Annotated in this window: 17 protein-coding genes and 1 riboswitch; of the genes, 8 read left to right on the top strand and 9 right to left on the bottom strand. The window is 71.6% G+C overall.

The genetic code is table 11. The annotated features are described in order from the left end of the window. Nucleotides 1–140: 140 nt before the first annotated feature. From ACIPYQ_RS36850 to ACIPYQ_RS36815, 8 genes are all read left to right on the top strand, one after another. Nucleotides 141–926, top strand: coding sequence for an ABC transporter ATP-binding protein (locus ACIPYQ_RS36850; protein ID WP_401258563.1), 786 nt, complete (start codon nucleotides 141–143; stop codon nucleotides 924–926). Beyond that, on the top strand, nucleotides 908–1,981 hold the full coding sequence (locus tag ACIPYQ_RS36845; RefSeq protein ID WP_401258561.1) for a hypothetical protein: 1,074 nt from the start codon (nucleotides 908–910) through the stop codon (nucleotides 1,979–1,981). Before ACIPYQ_RS36850 ends, ACIPYQ_RS36845 begins: the two co-directional genes overlap by 19 nt. Before the next feature lie 26 nt (nucleotides 1,982–2,007). Further along, entirely contained in the window at nucleotides 2,008–3,105 is a 1,098-nt protein-coding gene (locus tag ACIPYQ_RS36840) for an LOG family protein (protein ID WP_401258560.1), read from the top strand. 80 nt (nucleotides 3,106–3,185) lie between these two features. Continuing rightward, nucleotides 3,186–4,091 carry a hypothetical protein gene (locus ACIPYQ_RS36835; RefSeq protein WP_401258558.1) on the top strand — a complete coding sequence of 302 codons (906 nt, stop codon included), beginning with the start codon at nucleotides 3,186–3,188 and terminating at the stop codon, nucleotides 4,089–4,091. Between the two features lie 99 nt (nucleotides 4,092–4,190). Further along, nucleotides 4,191–4,832 carry a hypothetical protein gene (locus ACIPYQ_RS36830; RefSeq protein ID WP_401258556.1) on the top strand — a complete coding sequence of 214 codons (642 nt, stop codon included), beginning with the start codon at nucleotides 4,191–4,193 and terminating at the stop codon, nucleotides 4,830–4,832. A 121-nt stretch (nucleotides 4,833–4,953) separates the two neighbouring features. Further along, on the top strand, nucleotides 4,954–5,217 hold the full coding sequence (locus ACIPYQ_RS36825; protein WP_361755250.1) for a ferredoxin: 264 nt from the start codon (nucleotides 4,954–4,956) through the stop codon (nucleotides 5,215–5,217). Further along, nucleotides 5,214–6,620: an NAD(P)/FAD-dependent oxidoreductase gene (locus ACIPYQ_RS36820; protein WP_401258554.1), complete on the top strand. Its 1,407-nt coding sequence runs from the start codon at nucleotides 5,214–5,216 to the stop codon at nucleotides 6,618–6,620. The genes ACIPYQ_RS36825 and ACIPYQ_RS36820 overlap by 4 nt, the downstream gene beginning before the upstream one ends. Nucleotides 6,621–6,680: 60 nt before the next feature. Further along, on the top strand, nucleotides 6,681–7,931 hold the full coding sequence (locus ACIPYQ_RS36815; protein WP_401258553.1) for a cytochrome P450: 1,251 nt from the start codon (nucleotides 6,681–6,683) through the stop codon (nucleotides 7,929–7,931). Nucleotides 7,932–7,942: 11 nt separating this feature from the next. On the opposite strand, the gene ACIPYQ_RS36810 is transcribed toward ACIPYQ_RS36815, so the two are convergent. The 9 genes from ACIPYQ_RS36810 to rpsB all read right to left on the bottom strand — a co-directional run bounded on the left by ACIPYQ_RS36810 (nucleotide 7,943) and on the right by rpsB (nucleotide 17,763). Further along, complete coding sequence (locus ACIPYQ_RS36810; RefSeq protein WP_401258551.1) at nucleotides 7,943–8,974, bottom strand: ABC transporter ATP-binding protein; 1,032 nt, start codon at nucleotides 8,972–8,974, stop codon at nucleotides 7,943–7,945. Next, nucleotides 8,974–10,590 (bottom strand): ABC transporter permease, encoded by a 1,617-nt coding sequence (locus tag ACIPYQ_RS36805; protein ID WP_401258603.1) that lies wholly within the window; start codon nucleotides 10,588–10,590, stop codon nucleotides 8,974–8,976. The genes ACIPYQ_RS36810 and ACIPYQ_RS36805 overlap by 1 nt, the downstream gene beginning before the upstream one ends. Nucleotides 10,591–10,685: 95 nt before the next feature. Beyond that, on the bottom strand, nucleotides 10,686–11,786 hold the full coding sequence (locus tag ACIPYQ_RS36800) for a thiamine ABC transporter substrate binding subunit (RefSeq protein ID WP_401258549.1): 1,101 nt from the start codon (nucleotides 11,784–11,786) through the stop codon (nucleotides 10,686–10,688). Between the two features lie 85 nt (nucleotides 11,787–11,871). Then, nucleotides 11,872–11,981, bottom strand: a riboswitch (TPP riboswitch). Nucleotides 11,982–12,039: 58 nt separating this feature from the next. Next, nucleotides 12,040–13,152, bottom strand: a complete 1,113-nt coding sequence (gene rlmN / locus ACIPYQ_RS36795; RefSeq protein WP_073911009.1) for a 23S rRNA (adenine(2503)-C(2))-methyltransferase RlmN — start codon at nucleotides 13,150–13,152, stop codon at nucleotides 12,040–12,042. A 93-nt stretch (nucleotides 13,153–13,245) separates the two neighbouring features. Next, nucleotides 13,246–14,322, bottom strand: a complete 1,077-nt coding sequence (locus ACIPYQ_RS36790) for a phosphatidate cytidylyltransferase (RefSeq protein ID WP_401258547.1) — start codon at nucleotides 14,320–14,322, stop codon at nucleotides 13,246–13,248. Continuing rightward, nucleotides 14,322–14,879: a ribosome recycling factor gene (gene frr, locus ACIPYQ_RS36785; RefSeq protein WP_031144133.1), complete on the bottom strand. Its 558-nt coding sequence runs from the start codon at nucleotides 14,877–14,879 to the stop codon at nucleotides 14,322–14,324. Before frr ends, ACIPYQ_RS36790 begins: the two co-directional genes overlap by 1 nt. 85 nt (nucleotides 14,880–14,964) lie before the next feature. After that, a complete protein-coding gene (gene pyrH, locus ACIPYQ_RS36780; RefSeq protein ID WP_030016384.1) occupies nucleotides 14,965–15,744 on the bottom strand; it encodes a UMP kinase in 780 nt (259 codons plus the stop codon). Nucleotides 15,745–15,906: 162 nt separating this feature from the next. Further along, complete coding sequence (gene tsf, locus ACIPYQ_RS36775) at nucleotides 15,907–16,743, bottom strand: translation elongation factor Ts (protein ID WP_361755227.1); 837 nt, start codon at nucleotides 16,741–16,743, stop codon at nucleotides 15,907–15,909. 135 nt (nucleotides 16,744–16,878) lie between these two features. Beyond that, nucleotides 16,879–17,763 carry a 30S ribosomal protein S2 gene (gene rpsB / locus ACIPYQ_RS36770; RefSeq protein WP_361755224.1) on the bottom strand — a complete coding sequence of 295 codons (885 nt, stop codon included), beginning with the start codon at nucleotides 17,761–17,763 and terminating at the stop codon, nucleotides 16,879–16,881. Nucleotides 17,764–18,000 lie beyond the last annotated feature (237 nt).

The following is an 18,000-nucleotide window of genomic DNA, read 5'->3' as shown; positions in this document are numbered from 1 at the left end:
CCGGATCCTCCGTTCGAGTGAGAACGCGGGGGTCCGGGCCGTGTGCTGTCACCATCCAAGACGTTCATCTCTTTACATCTCATTGCGGCGCCAGTGACCGAACCGGCTCCGCTTCGTTCCCCCGGACGGAGGTGTACGCCATGGTGGCTCCACCGGACAATGCCCCGCCTGACAATGACGTTCTCTGGGCGCGGTCCCTTCAGTACTCCCACTGGGAGTGCCCCCGGACGAAGTCCGGGGGAGGATCCCCCGCTCTCGTCGGGGTCTCCGTGGGAGTCCGCCAGGGCGAGATCCTGGCCCTGACCGGTCCCCGCGGCAGCGGCAAGACCACCCTGCTCCGCTGCCTCTCCGGGCAGCTGCGGCCCGAGCAGGGCGAGGTCTGGTTCAACAGCGTCCCCGTGCACACCATGGGCGCGCTGGCACGCGAGCGGCTGCGCCGCGACCGGTTCGGCTGGATCGGCCCGGAGCCTCAGCTGCTGCCCGAGCTGAAGGTCTGGGAGAACGCCGCCCTGCCGCTGCTCCTCGCCGGAGCCCCCCACCGCGTCGCCAAGAACGCCGCCTGCGAATGGCTGGACCGCCTCGACATCGGCGGATTCGCCCGCAAGCGCCCCGGCTCCCTGACCCGCGCCGAGTCCCAGCGGGTCGCGCTGGCCCGGGCCCTGGTCAACGAGCCCGCGGTGATCTTCGCCGACGATCCCACGGCCCCGCTGCACCGGGCCGAGCGGGCCCTGCTGCTGCGGACGCTCACCACCGCGGCCCGGTCCCACGAGATCACCGTGCTGCTGGCCACCCACGACGAGGCCACCGCGGCCGTCGCGGACCGCCGCCTGGCGCTGCTCGACGGCCGGCTCGCGGGGACCGCGGCCGCCTCCTCTCCCGTCCCCGACACCCCGGAGGGCCAGGCCGCGTGCTCGCTCTCCGCCTAGCCCGCGGTTCCCGGCCGCTCGTCCAGCTGCGGCGGCTCCTCGTCGCCGCCGCCTCGGCCGGGACCGGGTTCCTGCTGCTCTCCGTACTCGCCGGGGCCGTGGCCCGGCCCGCCGGATCGTTCCCTCGCCTGCTGTGGGCCCTGATCCCGCTGGCCGTCACCGTCCACTTCGCCGTGGCCGTGGCCCGGGCCGACCCCGCGAACCGGCCCCGCGAGGGAATGGACGCCGCCGGGCTGGGACCCGTACGGCTCGCCCTGGTCGCCGCGATCTCCACCGCCGTCGCCTGCGCCCTGGGCAGCGCCGTGGCCCTGGCCGCCTTCCTCCACCTGCGCGGGGACCTGGCCGGGCTGCCGTTCGACGGAGCCGGGGCCGCGCTGCTCCATGCGGACCAGCCGCTGCCCGTGGCGGCCGCCCTCACCCTGCTGGCCCTGGTCCCGCTGACCGCCTCGGCCGTCACCGTCCTCGCCCTGCGCCCGCACCGGCCGCTGGCCCCGCAGACCGGCCTGCCCTGGGGGATCGCGCTGACCGCCTGCGGGCTCGCCGCCGAGGCCTACGCGGGCCGCAGCGGCCCCGGAATGCTCGCCGGCTGGGCGCTGACCGCGATCGGGCTCGCCCTCGCCGGGCCGGGCCTCGCCTACGCCTCCGGGAGCCTGGTCCAGGCCGTGCGCCCGGGCGCGCTGCGGCTGCTGGCCGGGCGGGTCCTCCAGGAGGACGCTCCCCGGATCGGCCCGCCGCTCGGGGTGCTGTGCTCGGTCGGCGTCGGCGCCCTCACCGCCCTGGCCCTGCGCGACGGGGGCGGGCCGCTCGTCCCGCTGGGCCCGCTGACCGGTCCGGCCGCCGCGCTCGTGGCACTGTGCGCGGCCGCGACCCTTCTCACATCCGCGGTGGAGGCCCGCCGCAGCCGGAGCGCCGCGCGCGAGGCCCTGCTCGACCTGGGCGCTCCCGCCAAGGTCCTGCGTACGGCGGCGAGTCTGCGGGCCGGCGCGCTCGTGGCGGTGTGCGTTCCGCTCAGCTGGGGTGTGGCGCAGCTGACGTCGCTGGCACTGACCCGCTGACGTGGGCAGCCCTTAGGGTGGGCCGAATGGTCAACGGATACATCGACACCGAGATCGAGACGCTCGCCGAATTCGACCAGGTCGTGGCACGCGGCTCCCTCAGCGGCTACCGGATCCAGTCGGTCAACCTGCTGGAGCGGACCTTCGCCCTGCTCTCCGCCGACACCTCGGCAGCCGTGTTCCTGGGCTGCGCGATGGAGCCCGACGCCGCGTCGAAGGTCCGCGCCGACGGCGCGCTGGTCTTCCCGCCCGTCCCGGACCTGCCGTTCAACCCGTACCGGGGCCTGCTCTACACGCCCGAGGAGCTCTTCGCCGGGCTCCCCGACGGGTACGAGGCCACCCCCGACGCCCTGGCCTACGCCTGGTTCCAGGAGACCAAGGCCGACGGCGACGTCTTCTCCTCCATGCTCCGGTCCATCCACGACGACGCCATATCGGACGCCCTCGACGAACACCTCGTCGGCGCCCGGGTCGTCGGCGTGATGGGCGGCCACGCCATGTCCCGCGGCGGTACGGACTACCGCGGCGCGGCGGAGCTGGGCCGGGCCCTGACCCGGTCCGGGCTGACCGTGGCCACCGGCGGCGGCCCCGGCGCGATGGAGGCCGCCAACCTCGGCGCCTACCTGGCCCCGGCTCCGGACGAGGCCCTCGCGGAGGCCCTGGAGATGCTGGCCAAGGCTCCGTCCTTCGCGCCGTCGGTGTCCGACTGGGCGGGCGCGGCCTTCGCCGTACGGGAGCGCTGGCCCGGCGGCGGCGACTCGGTGGGCATTCCGACCTGGTTCTACGGGCACGAGCCGCCGAACCCCTTCGCGGGGCACATAGCGAAGTACTTCGCGAACGCCACCCGGGAGGACGGTCTGCTGGCCCGGTCCACCGCGGGCGTGGTCTTCCTGCCCGGCGCCGCGGGCACGGTCCAGGAGATCTTCGACAACGGCACCCCGAACTACTACGGGTCCCGGGGCGAGCCGGCCCCGATGATCCTGGTCGGCCGCACCCACTGGACCGAGCACCTCCCGGCCTGGCCCCTGCTCCAGGCCCTGGCCCGCGGCCGCGCGATGGAGTCCCGGATCGCGCTGGTCGACTCGGTGGACGAGGTCCCCGGCGTTCTCGCGTCAATGCGCTGAGCTCCGCAGGCAACCGCCCGGCCCGTTCTCACGTCTGGCAGAGGTACCGCAAAACCTGCCAGACGTGAACGGAGCCTTTGGTGCTCATAGGCCTGCTGACCGCTGTCGCGGCGTCCATCTGCTACGGCACGGGATCCGTGCTGCAAGCCGTCGGGTCGCGCCGCGCCGCACGGATGTCCCCCACCGCCGCCGGGGTGACCGCCCACGGCGGACCCAACCTGTCGTCCACCGCGAAGGCGGCGATGACCTGGGAATTCATCGTCGGCACGATCCTGGACTTCGTGGGCTTCGGGCTCGGCGCCCTGGCCGCCCGCCTCCTCCCCCTGTTCCTGTCGCAGACGGTCATCAGCGCCAACCTGGTGATCACGGCCGTGCTGAGCGTGAAGATGCTGGGCATCCGGCTGACCCGGAAGGAGTGGACCTCCATCGGCGTCGTCTGCACGGCGCTGGTGCTGCTGGCGACGGCGGCCGGCCACGAGGGCGGCCACCACGCGCCGATGTCCACGCACTGGTGGCTGCTGGGGATCACGCTGCTGCTGATGGTGGGCGGCACGGTCGCGGTGCGCCTCCTCGGCGGCGGCGCGGCGATCCTGGCGGGCCTGCTGTCGGGCCTGGGCTTCGGCGCGCTCGGCGTCGGCGTCCGGATCCTGGACGGCGTGGACCCGTTCGACCTCGGCACCTTCCTCTCCGACCCGGCCCTCTACGCCATTCTGGTGGCGGGCATCGGTGGCATGTACCTGCACACGGTCGCCCTCCAGATCGGTTCGGTGAACGGCGCCACGGCGGCCCTGGTCGTCGGCGAGACCGTGCTCCCGGGCGCGATCGGCGTGCTCTGGCTCGGTGACGCCTCCCGCCCGGGCCTGGCCTGGCTCGCGGTCCTCGGCTTCGTCCTGGCCGTCGCGGGCGCGGTGGCCGTCGCCTGGTACGGCAAGCACGAGGGCGCCGAGGAGGAGGCGGGGACCCCGGTGCCGGAGCCGGTCGGCTGACCCGCCGGGCCGGCCGGGCGCACTCACCCGGTCGGCCGCCCCCGGTGGTGGCGCGGCAGCGGCTGCCGCTTGCTGGACCGGGGGAGAGAGTGAGGGTCCATGAAGCCCACGACCGATCGGCTGGACACACCGCGCGCGGCCGGAATGGCCGGAATCGCCTTCGCCCTGCTGCTCGCGGCGGCGATCGTCCTGATGCGGATCGCCGTCCCGTCGGGCAACGCCAACACGCCCATCGCCCCGGACCGTCGCTGGGCGGTCCAAGTGGCGCTGGAGATCGTGCCCTTCGCGGGCATCTTCTTCCTCTGGTTCATGGGCGCCCTGCGCGCGCACACGGGCGCGGCCGAGGACCGGTTCGTGGCCACCGTGTTCCTCGGCAGCGGATTCGTCTTCGTGGCCACGCTGTTCGCCGCCGCCGCGGCCGCGGGCACGGTGCTGGCCGAGGAGACGCCGTCCGATTTCGGCCGCCACTACGCCTACACCCTCCTCGCGACGTACGCCATGCGGATGGCGGCCGTCTTCGTCCTCGCGACCTCGACCATCGGGCGGATGCTCGGCGTCTTCCCCCGGCCGCTGGCCGTGCTGGGCACCGTCGTCGGTCTGCTCCTGCTCGTGATCGGCTCCGGAGTGCCCTGGTCCGAGCTGCTGTTCCCGGCCTGGGCGCTGATCCTCAGCCTGTACGTCCTGCGGGTCCGGCGCGGCACCGCCCGAAGGACCCCTCCGGACCCCACCGATCCGCTCTGACCTGCTGATCCTTTCTCCGGCAGGCGGCCTTCGGGTGCCGCGTGCATGCTGGTGGGAAGGGGAGGAACCGGGGTTTGCGGGGGTGACGGGGATGGACAGCCGAGGGAAAGGCAGAACCGTCATGAGGCTTGTCGTCGACCTCAACCGCTGCCAGGGATACGCCCAGTGCGCTTTCCTCGCACCCGATGTCTTCGCCATGCACGGCGACGAGTCGCTGCTGTACAACCCGGACGCCGATCCCGAGCAGCGCGAGAACGTCCTGCGCGCCGTGGCCGCCTGTCCGGTCCAGGCCATCATCCTGGAGATCACGGACGAGGACATGGCGAAGATGGCCGCCCCGGATGCCGTGGCCGGAGCCGGATCTCACTCGGGAGGCCCGCGGTGACCGGTGCAGGAACACACGACGGGTCCCTGGAGCGCCTCAAGCGCCAGGGCCGCATCGTCGTCGTCGGCGCCTCGCTGGCGGGTCTGCGGGCCGCCGAGACCATGCGCGAGAAGGGCTTCGCCGGTTCGCTCACGATGATCGGCGACGAACCGTACGAGCCCTACGACCGGCCCCCGCTGTCCAAGCAGGTCCTGCTGGGCAACGCGGTGGCGGACCACACGGCACTCCCCCGACGCCGGGCGATCGACGCCGACTGGCGCCTCGGGGTCCCCGCCACGGGTCTGGACATGGCCGCCCGCCGGGTCCGGCTCGGCAACGGCGACGAGGTGGAGTACGACCGGCTGCTGATCGCCACCGGCGTCCGGGCGCGGCCCTGGCCCAACGCGGAGGAGGGCGCCCTCAAGGGAGTCTTCGTCCTGCGCACCCGCGACGACGGCGAAGCACTGCAACAGGCCCTCGCCGCCGGACCCCGCCGGGTGCTCGTCATCGGAGCCGGCTTCACCGGGTCCGAGATCGCCTCCGCCTGCCGGGAACGCGGCCTGGACGTCACCGTCGCCGAACGGGCAGCGGCGCCGCTGGTCGGCGCGCTCGGCGGGGTGATCGGCGAGATCGCGGCCGAGATGCACCGCGAGAACGGGGTGGACCTGCGCACCGGGGTCATGGTGACCGGGCTGGAGGGCGATCCCGCCGGACGGGTCCGCGCCGCCCACTTCTCCGACGGGTCCACCGTCGAGGCCGATGTGGTGGTCGTCGGGCTCGGCGCGCAGCGCAACACCGAATGGCTCGCCGGGTCCGGACTGGGTGCGGGCCCCCGCGGCATCGCCTGCGACGCGGGCTGCCGGGCCTTCGACATCCGCGGCATCGTCACCGACGACATCTACGTGGCGGGTGACGTGGCCCGTTCCCCGCACGCGCTGTTCGGCTACCAGTTCCTGTCCCTGGAGCACTGGGGCAATGCCGTCGCCCAGGCCGACACCGCCGCGCACAACATGCTCAGCGAGAGCGCGGACCGCCGCCCCCACCTGTGGGTGCCGGCGTTCTGGTCCTCCCAGTTCGGGGTGAACATCAAGTCGGTCGGGGTACCGCCGATGGGGACCGAGCTCCTCGTCACGCAGGGCTCGCTCGCGGAGCGCCGGTTCGCGGCCGTGTACGGGTACCAGGGGCGCGTGATCGCCGCCGTGACCTTCGACAACTGCCGGTGGCTCCCGTTCTACGAGCACCAGATCGAGACCACCGCGCCGTTCCCCCCGGAGTTCTCCACGGTGGACCGCAGGCCGGAGGGGCACAAGCCGGTACCGGCGGACTTCCCGGACCCTTCGGTGCCGACGCACGGACCGACCATCACCCTCAGCGGCTACTCACCGGCCGACCGGAAGATGACCTTCGTCCCCGGACGCCCCTGACCGCGCCCGAGACAGCACCGCGCCCTCCCCCGAGGATCACGAGGATCACGAGGACCCGTCATGACACAAGCCCTGCTGCGGGAGATCATCGACTACGCGAACCGCGCGAATCCGTATCCGCTGTACGAGGAGCTCCGCAAGACCCCGGTGTCCCACGACGGGGACGGCCCGTACGTGGTCAGCACGTACTACGAGATCCAGAGCCTCCTGCACGACCCGCGGATCAGCTCGGACGCCAAGAACCTGAAGTCGACCGGGGACGACCCGCTGGGCCAGGCCGAGGACGAGGGGGCGGGGCCGGCCCTGCCGCCGTCCTTCCTCAAGCTCGACCCGCCGGACCACGACCGCCTGCGGCGGATGACGAACCGGCCGTTCGGGCCGCCGCACGCCCCCCACCGGGTGCACGACATGCGCGACGAACTCGGCGGGCTCGTCTCGGGGCTCATCGACTCCATCGCCACCACCGGGAACCTGGACCGGGTCGACCTGGTCGACCAGTTCGCGTACCCCTTCCCGGTGACGGTCATCTGCCGGCTGCTCGGCGTGCCCCACGAGGACGAGCCGAAGTTCCACGTGTGGGCGGAGGCCCTGGCCGCCAGCCTGGACCCCGACCCGGACGCGGACCCCACCCAGCACGGCAAGGGCGCCATGGACGCCCGGATGGAACTGGGCATGTACCTGGCCGGGCTGATCGAGGAGCGCCGCAAGAACCCGGGCGACGACATGCTGTCCCAGCTGGCGACCGGTGACGGCCCGGACGGCTCGATGACCACCATGGAGGCGCTCAGCACCTCCGCGCTGCTGCTGATCGCGGGCCACGAGACCACGGTCAACCTCATCACCAACGGCATGCTGACCCTGCTGCGCCACCCGGACGTCCTCGAGCGGCTGCGCGAGGACCCGGACCTGTCGGTGCCGATCGTCGAGGAGCTGCTGCGGTACGAGCCGCCCGTGCAGCTGCTCCCCCAGCGCACCACCCTCTCCGACATCGAGGTCGCCGGCGTCACCATCCCCAAGGGCGCCTCCCTGTGGCTGATCCTGGCCTCCGGCAACCGCGACCCGAAGCGGTTCGAGAACCCGGACCGCTTCGACCCCGACCGCAAGGACATCCAGCACCTCGGCCTCGGCAGCGGCATCCACAGCTGCTTCGGGGCGCCGCTGGCCCGCCAGGAGGCCCAGCTCGCCCTGAGCGAACTCGCCCGCCGGCTGGAGAACCCCCGGCTGCTGGAGGACCCGCCGCCGTACCGTCAGAACGCGGTCCTGCGCGGTCCGCGCCACCTGCCGATCGCCTGTGACGGCATCCGTCCCTGACCCGGGACCGTCTAGCGGGTGCCGGCCACCGGGAGGACGACGACCTCGGACGGGGTGAAGGTCACCGCGACCCGGTCCCCCGCGGCCGGCGCCCCCTCCAGCCCGCACTCCGCCTCCAGGACCGGCCCCGCCTCGGGCCGCAGCAGCAGGGCGACGTGCGTGCCGCGGAAGGTGCGGGACACCACCTCGCACCGCAGGCCGGCCGCGCAGAGCACCACCCCCGCCGGGCGGATCAGCAGCCGCTGCTCCCCCTCGGGGGACCCCTCCGGCACCGGGACCTTGCCCCAGGGGGTCCCGGCCGCCGTGCCCGAGACCACGGCCGGGACCACGTTCTCGAAGCCGAGGAACCGCGCCACGAACTCCGACGCGGGCCGCTGCCACACCTCCAGCGGGGTCCCGGCCTGCGCGATCCGGCCGTCCCGCATCACCACGACCCGGTCGGCCAGTGCGAAGGCCTCCCCCTGGTCGTGCGTGACGGCGAGCACCGTCGTGCCCAGCCGGGCGAACAGCTGTTGGAGCTCCACCACGAGCCGCTCCCGCAGCCCGCGGTCCAGCTGTCCCAGCGGTTCGTCCAGCATCAGCAGCCGCGGCGACGGCGCCAGCGCCCGGGCCAGCGCCACCCGCTGCTGCTCGCCGCCCGACAGGGAGGCCACCGCCCGCCCCTGGGCCCCCGGGAGCCCGACCAGTTCCAGCAGTTCCGCGACCCGGGCCGCGTACCCGGCCCGCCCGCCCCCGCGCATCCGCAGGCCGAAGGAGACGTTGGCGCCCACGTCGCGGTGCGGGAAGAGCTGGTGGTCCTGGAACATCAGGCCCACGCCCCGCCGGTGCACGGGTACGCCGGCCTGGTCGTCCCCGCCCAGCAGCACCCGGCCCGCGGACACCTGCTGGAGCCCGGCGACGACCCGCAGCAGCGTGGACTTCCCGCTCCCGCTCGGCCCCAGTACGCACACGATCTCGTGCTCGGCGACCGCGAGGTCCACGGAGTCGACGACCGCGCGCTCACCGAACCGGACCGACACCCCTTCCAGCTGAAGCAGGGTCATCAGAACTCTCCGGAGGTCTTGTCGGGCCGCAGTCGCTCCAGCACCAGCAGGGACACCGCGCACACCAGCATCAGAATCGTGCTCAGGGCCATCGCCTGCCCGTAGTTCATCTCGCCGGCCCGCCCCAGCAGCCGTGCCACGGCCACCGGCAGCGTCGGCTGGTCCGGCCGCGCGATGAAGACGGTCGCGCCGAACTCCCCCAGCGACACCGCGAAGGCGAATCCGGCCGCGATCAGCAGCGCCCGCCGCACCAGCGGCAGGTCCACCTCCCGCCAGGCCCGCAGCGGCGACGCGCCGAGCACGGCCGCCGCCTCCCGCAGCCGCCCGTCCACGGCGCGCAGGACCGGCAGCATGGTCCGTACGACGAAGGGCACGCCCACCAGCGCCTGCGCCAGAGGCACCAGGATCCACGAGGTCCGCAGGTCCAGCGGCGGCTCGTCCAGGGTGATGAGGAAGCCGAAGCCCACCGTCACGGCGGACACCCCGAGCGGCAGCATCAGCAGCGCGTCGAAGCCGCGTACGAAGGGGCCCGCGCGCCGGGTCAGTACCGCGGCCGCCAGCCCCCCGATGAACAGGGCGATCGCGGTGGCGGCGAGGGCGTACTGGAGGGAGTTCCAGATCGCCTCGAGCGGCGGCACCAGGAAGGTTCCGCCGCCGGCGCCCGCGTCCTGCAGCGCCCGGTAGAAGCCGAAGCCGTATCCGCCGGGGACGTCGAAGGACCGCTCCACCAGCACGGCCAGCGGCGCCACGATCAGCAGCGCGATGGTCGACAGGACCCCACCCAGCAGGGAGCGCTGCGCCCAGCCGCGCGGCCGGTGCGTGGTCCGGCCCGGGTCGACGAGCCGCAGCGCGGTCTCGCGCCGGCGCACGGTCCAGGCGTGCAGGGCGAGGATCGCGCCGATCGCGGCGAACTGCACCATCGTCAGCACGGCGGCCGTCGACAGGTCCAGGAGCTGCGCGGTCTGCCGGTAGACCTCCACCTCCAGGGTGGAGTACGCGGGCCCGCCCAGGATCAGTACGACGCCGAAGGAGCTGAAGGTGAACAGGAAGACCATCAGCGAGGCCGCGGCCACCGACGGGGCCAGCGCGGGCAGCGTCACGCGCCGCCAGGCGGCGAACCGGCCGGCGCCCAGCACCCGGGCGGCCTCCTCCTGGCGCGGATCGAGCTGCGCCCACAGCCCGCCGACGGTGCGGACGATGACCGCGTAGTTGAAGAAGACGTGCGCGAGGAGGATCGCCCAGACGGTGGTGTCGAGCCGGACCCCCATCGTCTCGTCCATCAGCCCGCCGCGTCCCAGCAGCGCGAGGAAGGCGGTGCCGACGACCACGGTCGGCAGCACGAAGGGAACGGTCACCACGGCCCGCAGCAGTTGCTTGCCGGGGAACTCGAAGCGCGCGAAGACGTACGCGCCGGGGAGCGCGATCAGCAGCGTGAGCACGGTGGAGGCGAGCGCCTGCCAGGTGGTGAACCACAGCACGCCGGCGATGTCGGGCCGGGTCAGCACCTCGCCGATCCGGCCGAACTGCCAGCCCTCGTCCGTCTTGAGGCCGCGCCCGACGATCGAGGCGACGGGGTAGGCGAAGAACAGTCCGAAGAAGGCCAGTGGCACGGCCATCAGGGCGAGCCGTACGGCGGTCGCCCGGCCGCGCCCACGGGGGCCGGGGCCGGGCGCGGCGCCCCCCGACGCCGCGCCCGGCTCCTTGGTACCGCTTACTTCACGACGAGCGCGGTCCATGCCTTGACCCACTGCTCACGGTTCTTGGCGATGGTCTCGGGAGCCACGTTCTCCGGCTTCTCGACCACCACTCCGTGCTTGGTGAACAGCTCCGGCAGGGCCGCGTCCTTCGTCACGGGGTTCACGAACATCTGCAGCGGCATGTCCTCCTGGAACTTCTTGCTGACCAGGAAGTCCAGCAGGGCCTTGCCGCCCGGCTCGTTCTTCGCCCCCTTCAGCAGGCCCGCGAACTCGACCTGGCGGAAGCAGGTGCCGGTGGAGACGCCCGTCGGGGCCTCGGCCGGCTGCGGCTCGCCGTACAGCACCTCGACCGGCGGGCTGGAGGCGTAGGAGACGACCAGCGGGCGGTCGCCCTTGGCCTTCTTGCCGCCCGCGGAGCCGGAGAAGCGCTCGTTGTAGGCCTGCTCCCAGCCGTCGACGACCTCGACGCCGTTGGCCTTGAGCTTGCTCCAGTAGTCCTTCCAGCCGTCCTCGCCGTACTTGCCGACGGAGGCGAGGAGGAAGCCGAGGCCGGGCGAGGAGGTCGCGGCGTTCTCGGTGACCAGGAGGTTCTTGTACTCCGGCTTGATCAGGTCGTCCAGCGTCTGCGGCGGGGCGATCTTCTTGTCGGCGAAGTACGCCTTGTCGTAGTTGACGCAGATGTCGCCGGAGTCGACCGGGGTGACCCGGTGCTCCTTGTCGAGGACGTACTCGGGCTTCACCTCGGCCAGGCCCTTGGCCTCGTACGGCGTGAAGATGCCGTTGTCGAGGGCGCGCGAGAGGAGGGTGTTGTCCACGCCGAAGAAGACGTCGCCGCGCGGGGAGCCCTTGGTGAGGATCTCCTGGTTCAGTGCCGCGCCCGCGTCCCCGGACTTCAGCACCTTGACGGTGTAGCCGCTCTGCTGCTCGAACTCCTTGAGGACCGTGTCGGTCACGTTGAAGGAGTCGTGGGAGACGAGCGTGACGGTCTTGGACTTCGGGGCGTCGCTCGCGCCCGCGGTCTTGTCCTCGGCGTCGCCGCCGCCGCAGGCGCTGAGCGTGGTGACGCCCAGCGCGGCCGCGAGTGCGACGCCCGCCAGCTTCTTGGTGGTGCTCATTGGTGAATTCCTCCTGGGATGTCCAGGAGAAGACGCGGCCCTGCCCGGCGCTCTACGCGAGCGGACGCCGGGCAGGGCGCAACAGCAAGAGTGGTGACCGAACTTCCTACCCCGAATGACCGGGGCGAGGTTCAGAGGGTCTGCGGATGACGGATACCGCACTCTCAGCGCTGTGGCGCTCCCCTGTCGGAATATGAAATTGGTTCGGCCACAGGGTACCCCGTGGCCGAATCACGTCGAACAGAAGCGGAACCTAGCGCTCCGAGGCGGCGAGCTGGCCGCACGCGCCGTCGATCTCCTGGCCGCGGGTGTCCCGTACGGTCACCGGCACGCCGTGGCGGGCGATGGCCTCGACGAAGGCCTTCTCGTCCTCGGGGCGCGAGGCGGTCCACTTCGAGCCCGGCGTGGGGTTCAGCGGGATCAGGTTGACGTGGACGCGCTTGCCCTTGAGCAGCTTGCCCAGCAGGTCACCGCGCCAGGCCTGGTCGTTGATGTCGCGGATCAGGGCGTACTCGATGGAGATCCGCCGGCCGGACTTCTCCGCGTACTCCCAGGCCGCGCCGAGCACCTCGCGGACGTTCCAGCGGGTGTTCACGGGGACCAGGGTGTCGCGCAGCTCGTCGTCGGGCGCGTGCAGCGAGACGGCGAGACGGCACTTGAAGCCCTCGTCGGCGAACCGCAGCATGGCCGGGACCAGGCCGACGGTGGAGACCGTGATGCCGCGCTGCGACAGGCCCAGGCCATCGGGCTCGGGGTCGGTGAGCCGGCGGATGGCGCCGACCACGCGGTTGTAGTTGGCCAGCGGCTCGCCCATGCCCATGAAGACGATGTTCGACAGGCGCGCCGGGCCGCCCGGGACCTCGCCGTCGCGCAGCGCGCGCATGCCGTCGACGATCTGGTGCACGATCTCGGCGGTGGAGAGGTTGCGGTCGAGGCCCGCCTGGCCGGTGGCGCAGAACGGGCAGTTCATGCCGCAGCCGGCCTGCGAGGAGATGCACATGGTGACCCGGTCGGGGTAGCGCATCAGCACGGACTCGACGAGCGTGCCGTCGTGCAGCTTCCACAGGGTCTTGCGCGTGGTGTCGTCGTCACAGCTGATGTGGCGGATGACGTTCATCAGATCGGGGAGCAGCTCCTGCTGGAGCTTCTCGCGCGACCCCGCCGGGATGTCGGTCCACTCGGCCGGGTCGTGCGCGTAGCGCGCGAAGTAGTGCTGGGAGAGCTGCTTGGCCCGGAACGGCTTCTCGCCGATCGCGGCGACCGCCTCGCGGCGCTCGGCCGGGGTCATGTCGGCGAGGTGCCGGGGCGGCTTCTTGGCCCCGCGAGGGGCGACGAAGGTGAGCTCTCCCGGAACGGGGCGGGCCATGGCAGGTACTCCTTGTAAGACGAAAGGCGCGCCGCAGAAGCAGCGCGCCTTTCAAGAGTAACCGCCCGGCGTCACACGCCGCCTTTTCGCAGGTCAGCCCGTGCCCACGAAGGCCGCCAGCAGCAGCCAGACCACCGGCGCCGTCGGCAGCAGCGAATCGAGCCGGTCCATGATGCCGCCGTGGCCCGGCAGCAGGGTGCCCATGTCCTTGATGCCCAGGTCCCGCTTGATCATCGACTCGCCGAGATCGCCCAGGGTGGCGCTGACCGCGACCGCGAGGCCGAGCAGCAGGCCCTGCCACCAGGCGCCGCCGTCGATCAGGAACTCCATGCACAGCGCGCCGGCCGCCATCGCGAAGGCCACCGCGCCGAACAGTCCCTCGCGGGTCTTTCCGGGGCTGATGCGCGGCGCGAGCTTGTGCTTCCCGAAGCGCCAGCCGACCGCGTAGGCCCCGGTGTCGCTGACCACGGTGAGGAGCAGGAAGGTGATCACGCGCTCGGCGCCGTCGTCGGCGGTGAGCAGCATCGCGACGAAGGTGGCCAGGAACGGCACGTAGAACGCCGCGAAGGCGCCCGCGGTGACGTCCTTGAGGTAGTCCTCGGGCGGTTCGGTCATCCGCCACACCAGGACCGCCAGCACGGTCAGGGCCATGGCGACCCAGGCGCCCTCGGCCCCCCGGACGTAGCCGGCGATGACCATGGCCGCGCCGCCGACCGCGAGCGGGACCAGCGGGGCCTTGATGCCCTTCTTCTCCTGCAGCCGGGAGGTGAGCTCCCACAGGCCCACGACGACGGCGACGACGACGACGCCGACGAAGACCGCCTTGACGATCAGCAGCGAGGCGAAGATCACCGCGCCGAGGCCGACGCCGACCCCTATGGCGGCGCGCAGGTCCCGGCCCGCGCGCTTCTTCGGCGGCGGGGGCGAGGCGTCCTGCGGCTGCGGGGCATGCGGAGGCGGGGGGCTGGGCATGGGCTCCTGCGGCGGCGTATCGGCGCGGAAGAGGGGGCCGCCGTCCAGGGCGGCCCCCCGATCGCGTGCTTCCCGGTCGTCGAAGTCACGGCCGGCGGCATCGGGCACGATGGGCATGGGCCGAGTGTGCGGGCCCACCTGCGCATCGTATGCGGGACCCGCCGGAACCGGCTCCGGCTGCCAGGAAGTGTCGTTCATCAGACTTCGAGGAGCTCGGCTTCCTTGTGCTTGAGGAGCTCGTCCACCTGCGCGACGTACTTCGCGGTGGTGTCGTCGAGCTCCTTCTCCGCGCGACGGACCTCGTCCTCGCCGGCTTCCTTGTCCTTGACGAGCTTGTCGAGGGCGTCCTTGGCCTTGCGGCGCACGGCGCGGATGGAGACCTTGGAGTCCTCGGCCTTGGTGCGGGCGACCTTGATGTACTCCTTGCGGCGGTCCTGCGTCAGCTCGGGGAAGGTCACCCGGATGATGCTGCCGTCGTTGCTCGGGTTGACACCGAGGTCGGAGTCGCGGATGGCCTGCTCGATGTTGCGCAGGGCGCTCTTGTCGAACGGGGTCACGATCGCCATGCGCGGCTCGGGCACCGAGAAGGACGCGAGCTGGTTGATGGGCGTGATGGCACCGTAGTAGTCCGCCACGATCTTGTTGAACATCGCCGGGTGCGCACGGCCGGTGCGAATCGCGGCGAAGTCTTCCTTGGCGACGACGACGGCCTTTTCCATCTTCTCCTCGGCCTCGAGGAGGATCTCTTCGGTCACCACGTGCTCCTGCATGTCTTGAATGGATGGTTCAGGCGGGCGGGGCCGGCGGGGCCGGTCCGGGCTCGGTCCGGCGGCGGACCGCTCAGGCCCGGGTTTCCTGGTCGCTGACGAGCGTGCCGATCTTCTCACCCTTGACGGCGCGCGCGATATTGCCCTCGGCGAGCAGCTCGAACACGAGGATCGGCAGCTTGTTGTCGCGGCACAGCGTGATCGCGGTGGCGTCGGCGACCTTGAGGTCGCGGGAGAGGACCTCGCTGTACTCCAGCGCGTCGAACTTGACCGCGTCCGGGTTCTTCTTCGGGTCGGAGTCGTAGACCCCGTCGACGCCGTTCTTGCCCATGAGCAGGGCCTCGGCGTCGATCTCCAGGGCACGCTGGGCGGCCGTGGTGTCGGTGGAGAAGTAGGGCATGCCCATGCCCGCGCCGAAGATGACGACGCGGCCCTTCTCCAGGTGCCGCACGGCACGGAGCGGGATGTACGGCTCCGCGACCTGGCCCATGGTGATGGCGGTCTGCACGCGGGAGTCGATGCCCTCCTTCTCCAGGAAGTCCTGGAGTGCGAGGCAGTTCATGACGGTTCCGAGCATGCCCATGTAGTCGGACCGTGCCCGGTCCATGCCACGCTGCTGGAGTTCGGCGCCGCGGAAGAAGTTGCCGCCGCCGATCACGACGGCGATCTCCGCGCCGTCGCGGACCACCGCGGCGATCTCGCGCGCGATGGCGTGGACGACGTCGGGGTCGACGCCCAGTCCTCCGCCACCGGAGAAGGCCTCGCCCGACAGCTTCAGCATGAAGCGGCGGCCCTTCTTGTCCTGGTCGCTCTTGTCGTCGGATGCGGTGTGGGGGTCCACGCCCTGATTCATGGAGATCTCCTCGTGCACATACGAAGAAGGCCATTGCCGGTGGGTCCTTGCGGTTCCCTCTACGGCAATGGCCTCCTCGTCAGATCTGCGATCGTCCTGCGCAAGCACGGACGACTGCCTCAGACCCTACCGGGGTCCGGTGTCCGTCGCGTACGGACGGACTCAGATGCCGACCTTGATGCGCGAGAAGCGCTTCAGGGTGACACCGGCCTCGTCCAGAACCTTCTGGACGGACTTCTTGTTGTCCAGCGCGTAGGCCTGGCCGAGCAGCGTGGCGTCCTTGAAGAAGCCGTTGACGCGACCCTCGACGATCTTCGCGATGGCAGCCTCGGGCTTGCCCTCCTGGCGGGTGACCTCTTCGGCGATGCGACGCTCGGACTCGACCTTCTCGGCCGGAACGTCCTCGGCGGACAGCCACTGCGGGGCGAACGCGGCGATGTGCTGCGCGACGCCGCGGGCGACCTCGGCGTTCTCCTTGTCGAGCTCGACCAGGACGCCGATCTGGAACGGCAGGTCGGGCATCGTGCGGTGCATGTACGCAGCCACGTAACCGCCGGTGAACTGCGCGAAGCGGTCCAGGACGATCTTCTCGCCGAGGTTGGCGTTGGCCTCGTCGACGAAAGCGGTGACGGTCTTGCCGGGCTCGATCTCGGACGCGAGCAGCGCCTCGATGTCGGCCGGGGAGGTGGCGGCCACGTGGGCGGCCAGCTGGTTGGCGACGGCCAGGAACTTCTCGCCCTTGGCGACGAAGTCGGTCTCGCACTTCAGCTCGACGATGACACCGGAGGTGTTGTCGTCGGCGATGAGGGAGACGACCGCACCGTTCTCGGCAGAACGGCCCTCGCGCTTGGCGACGCCCTTCTGCCCCTTGATGCGGAGCGCTTCCTGGGCCTTCTCGACGTCACCGTCGGCGTCCACGAGCGCGTTCTTGCAGTCCAGCATGCCGGCGCCGGTGAGCTCGCGGAGCTTCTTGACGTCAGCGGCGGTGTAGTTCGCCATGAGTCTGTGATTCTCTCTCGAAGTCGTAGATCTACGGGTGAACGGCGGAGGCGCCGCGCCCCAGGCGCGGCTCCCCCGCCGTCATCGTCCGTGCTGTGAGTGCCCGGCGCGTGAACGCCGGGCGCTCTCAGTGGGTCAGGCCTGCTCGGCGTCGGCGGCCGGGGCCTCAGCCTCGGCGGCCGGGGCCTCGACGACCTCGGCGGCGGCCGCGGCCGGAGCGGCCTCGGCGTCGTCGGCCTTCTTGTCACCCTCGAGCAGGTCGCGCTCCCACTCGGCGAGCGGCTCGGCGGCGGCCTTCTCGCCCGGCTTCGAGTCGCCGGTCGCAGCGCCGGAGCGGGCGATGAGGCCCTCGGCGACGGCGTCGGCGATCACGCGGGTGAGCAGGGTGACGGAACGGATCGCGTCGTCGTTACCCGGGATCTTGTAGTCGACCTCGTCGGGGTCGCAGTTGGTGTCGAGGATCGCGACGACCGGGATGTGCAGCTTGCGCGCCTCACCGACGGCGATGTGCTCCTTCTTGGTGTCGACGATCCAGACGGCGCTGGGAACCTTCGACATCTCGCGGATACCACCGAGGGTCTTCTCCAGCTTGGTCTTCTCGCGGGAGAGGACCAGGAGCTCCTTCTTGGTGAGACCCGAGGCGGCGACGTCCTCGAAGTCGATCGCCTCAAGCTCCTTCAGACGCTGAAGGCGCTTGTAGACGGTGGAGAAGTTGGTGAGCATGCCACCCAGCCACCGCTGGTTGACGTACGGCATACCAACGCGCGTCGCCTGCTCGGCGATGGCCTCCTGGGCCTGCTTCTTGGTACCGACGAACATGATGGAGCCACCGTGCGCGACGGTCTCCTTCACGAACTCGTAGGCGCGGTCGATGTACGACAGCGACTGCAGCAGGTCGATGATGTAGATGCCGTTGCGCTCCGTGAAGATGAAGCGCTTCATCTTCGGGTTCCAACGGCGGGTCTGGTGACCGAAGTGGACGCCGCTTTCCAGCAGCTCCCGCATCGTGACGACGGCCATGGCCATCTCCTTGGTTTCTCGGTTTGGTTCCTGACGCCCCACCGCGCCCTGCCCCCATGAGGGACCGAGAGACGCTGTCACCTGGCCGTTTCGGGCTGGTGCCGGGGCGTGCGAAGTCGACCCGGTGACCCGGATCGCCACAAGAAGTGTACGGGACCCGGCGGTATGCCGGGTGACGCCGTTGTCCACAGCGCCGGGACCGTCCACAGGCCCGCTCGCGGCCGCGCACGGGCGCGG

Source organism: Streptomyces sp. NPDC090045, from assembly GCF_044747975.1.
Lineage (GTDB): Bacteria > Actinomycetota > Actinomycetes > Streptomycetales > Streptomycetaceae > Streptomyces.
Note: the sequence above shows the minus strand (reverse complement) of the source record. Positions and strands in the feature narration are given on the sequence as shown.

Excerpts from the sequence above, each read along its gene's own strand:
- ACIPYQ_RS36850 (WP_401258563.1), top strand. The coding sequence starts at position 141 with ATGGTGGCTCCACCGGACAATGCCCCGCCTGACAATGACGTTCTCTGG.
- ACIPYQ_RS36810 (WP_401258551.1), bottom strand. The coding sequence starts at position 8,974 with ATGACCCTGCTTCAGCTGGAAGGGGTGTCGGTCCGGTTCGGTGAGCGC.
- ACIPYQ_RS36840 (WP_401258560.1), top strand. The coding sequence starts at position 2,008 with ATGGTCAACGGATACATCGACACCGAGATCGAGACGCTCGCCGAATTC.
- ACIPYQ_RS36805 (WP_401258603.1), bottom strand. The coding sequence starts at position 10,590 with ATGGCCGTGCCACTGGCCTTCTTCGGACTGTTCTTCGCCTACCCCGTC.
- ACIPYQ_RS36790 (WP_401258547.1), bottom strand. The coding sequence starts at position 14,322 with ATGAACGACACTTCCTGGCAGCCGGAGCCGGTTCCGGCGGGTCCCGCA.
- pyrH (WP_030016384.1), bottom strand. The coding sequence starts at position 15,744 with ATGAATCAGGGCGTGGACCCCCACACCGCATCCGACGACAAGAGCGAC.
- rlmN (WP_073911009.1), bottom strand. The coding sequence starts at position 13,152 with ATGGCCCGCCCCGTTCCGGGAGAGCTCACCTTCGTCGCCCCTCGCGGG.
- ACIPYQ_RS36800 (WP_401258549.1), bottom strand. The coding sequence starts at position 11,786 with ATGAGCACCACCAAGAAGCTGGCGGGCGTCGCACTCGCGGCCGCGCTG.
- ACIPYQ_RS36815 (WP_401258553.1), top strand. The coding sequence starts at position 6,681 with ATGACACAAGCCCTGCTGCGGGAGATCATCGACTACGCGAACCGCGCG.
- ACIPYQ_RS36830 (WP_401258556.1), top strand. The coding sequence starts at position 4,191 with ATGAAGCCCACGACCGATCGGCTGGACACACCGCGCGCGGCCGGAATG.
- rpsB (WP_361755224.1), bottom strand. The coding sequence starts at position 17,763 with ATGGCCGTCGTCACGATGCGGGAGCTGCTGGAAAGCGGCGTCCACTTC.
- tsf (WP_361755227.1), bottom strand. The coding sequence starts at position 16,743 with ATGGCGAACTACACCGCCGCTGACGTCAAGAAGCTCCGCGAGCTCACC.
- ACIPYQ_RS36825 (WP_361755250.1), top strand. The coding sequence starts at position 4,954 with ATGAGGCTTGTCGTCGACCTCAACCGCTGCCAGGGATACGCCCAGTGC.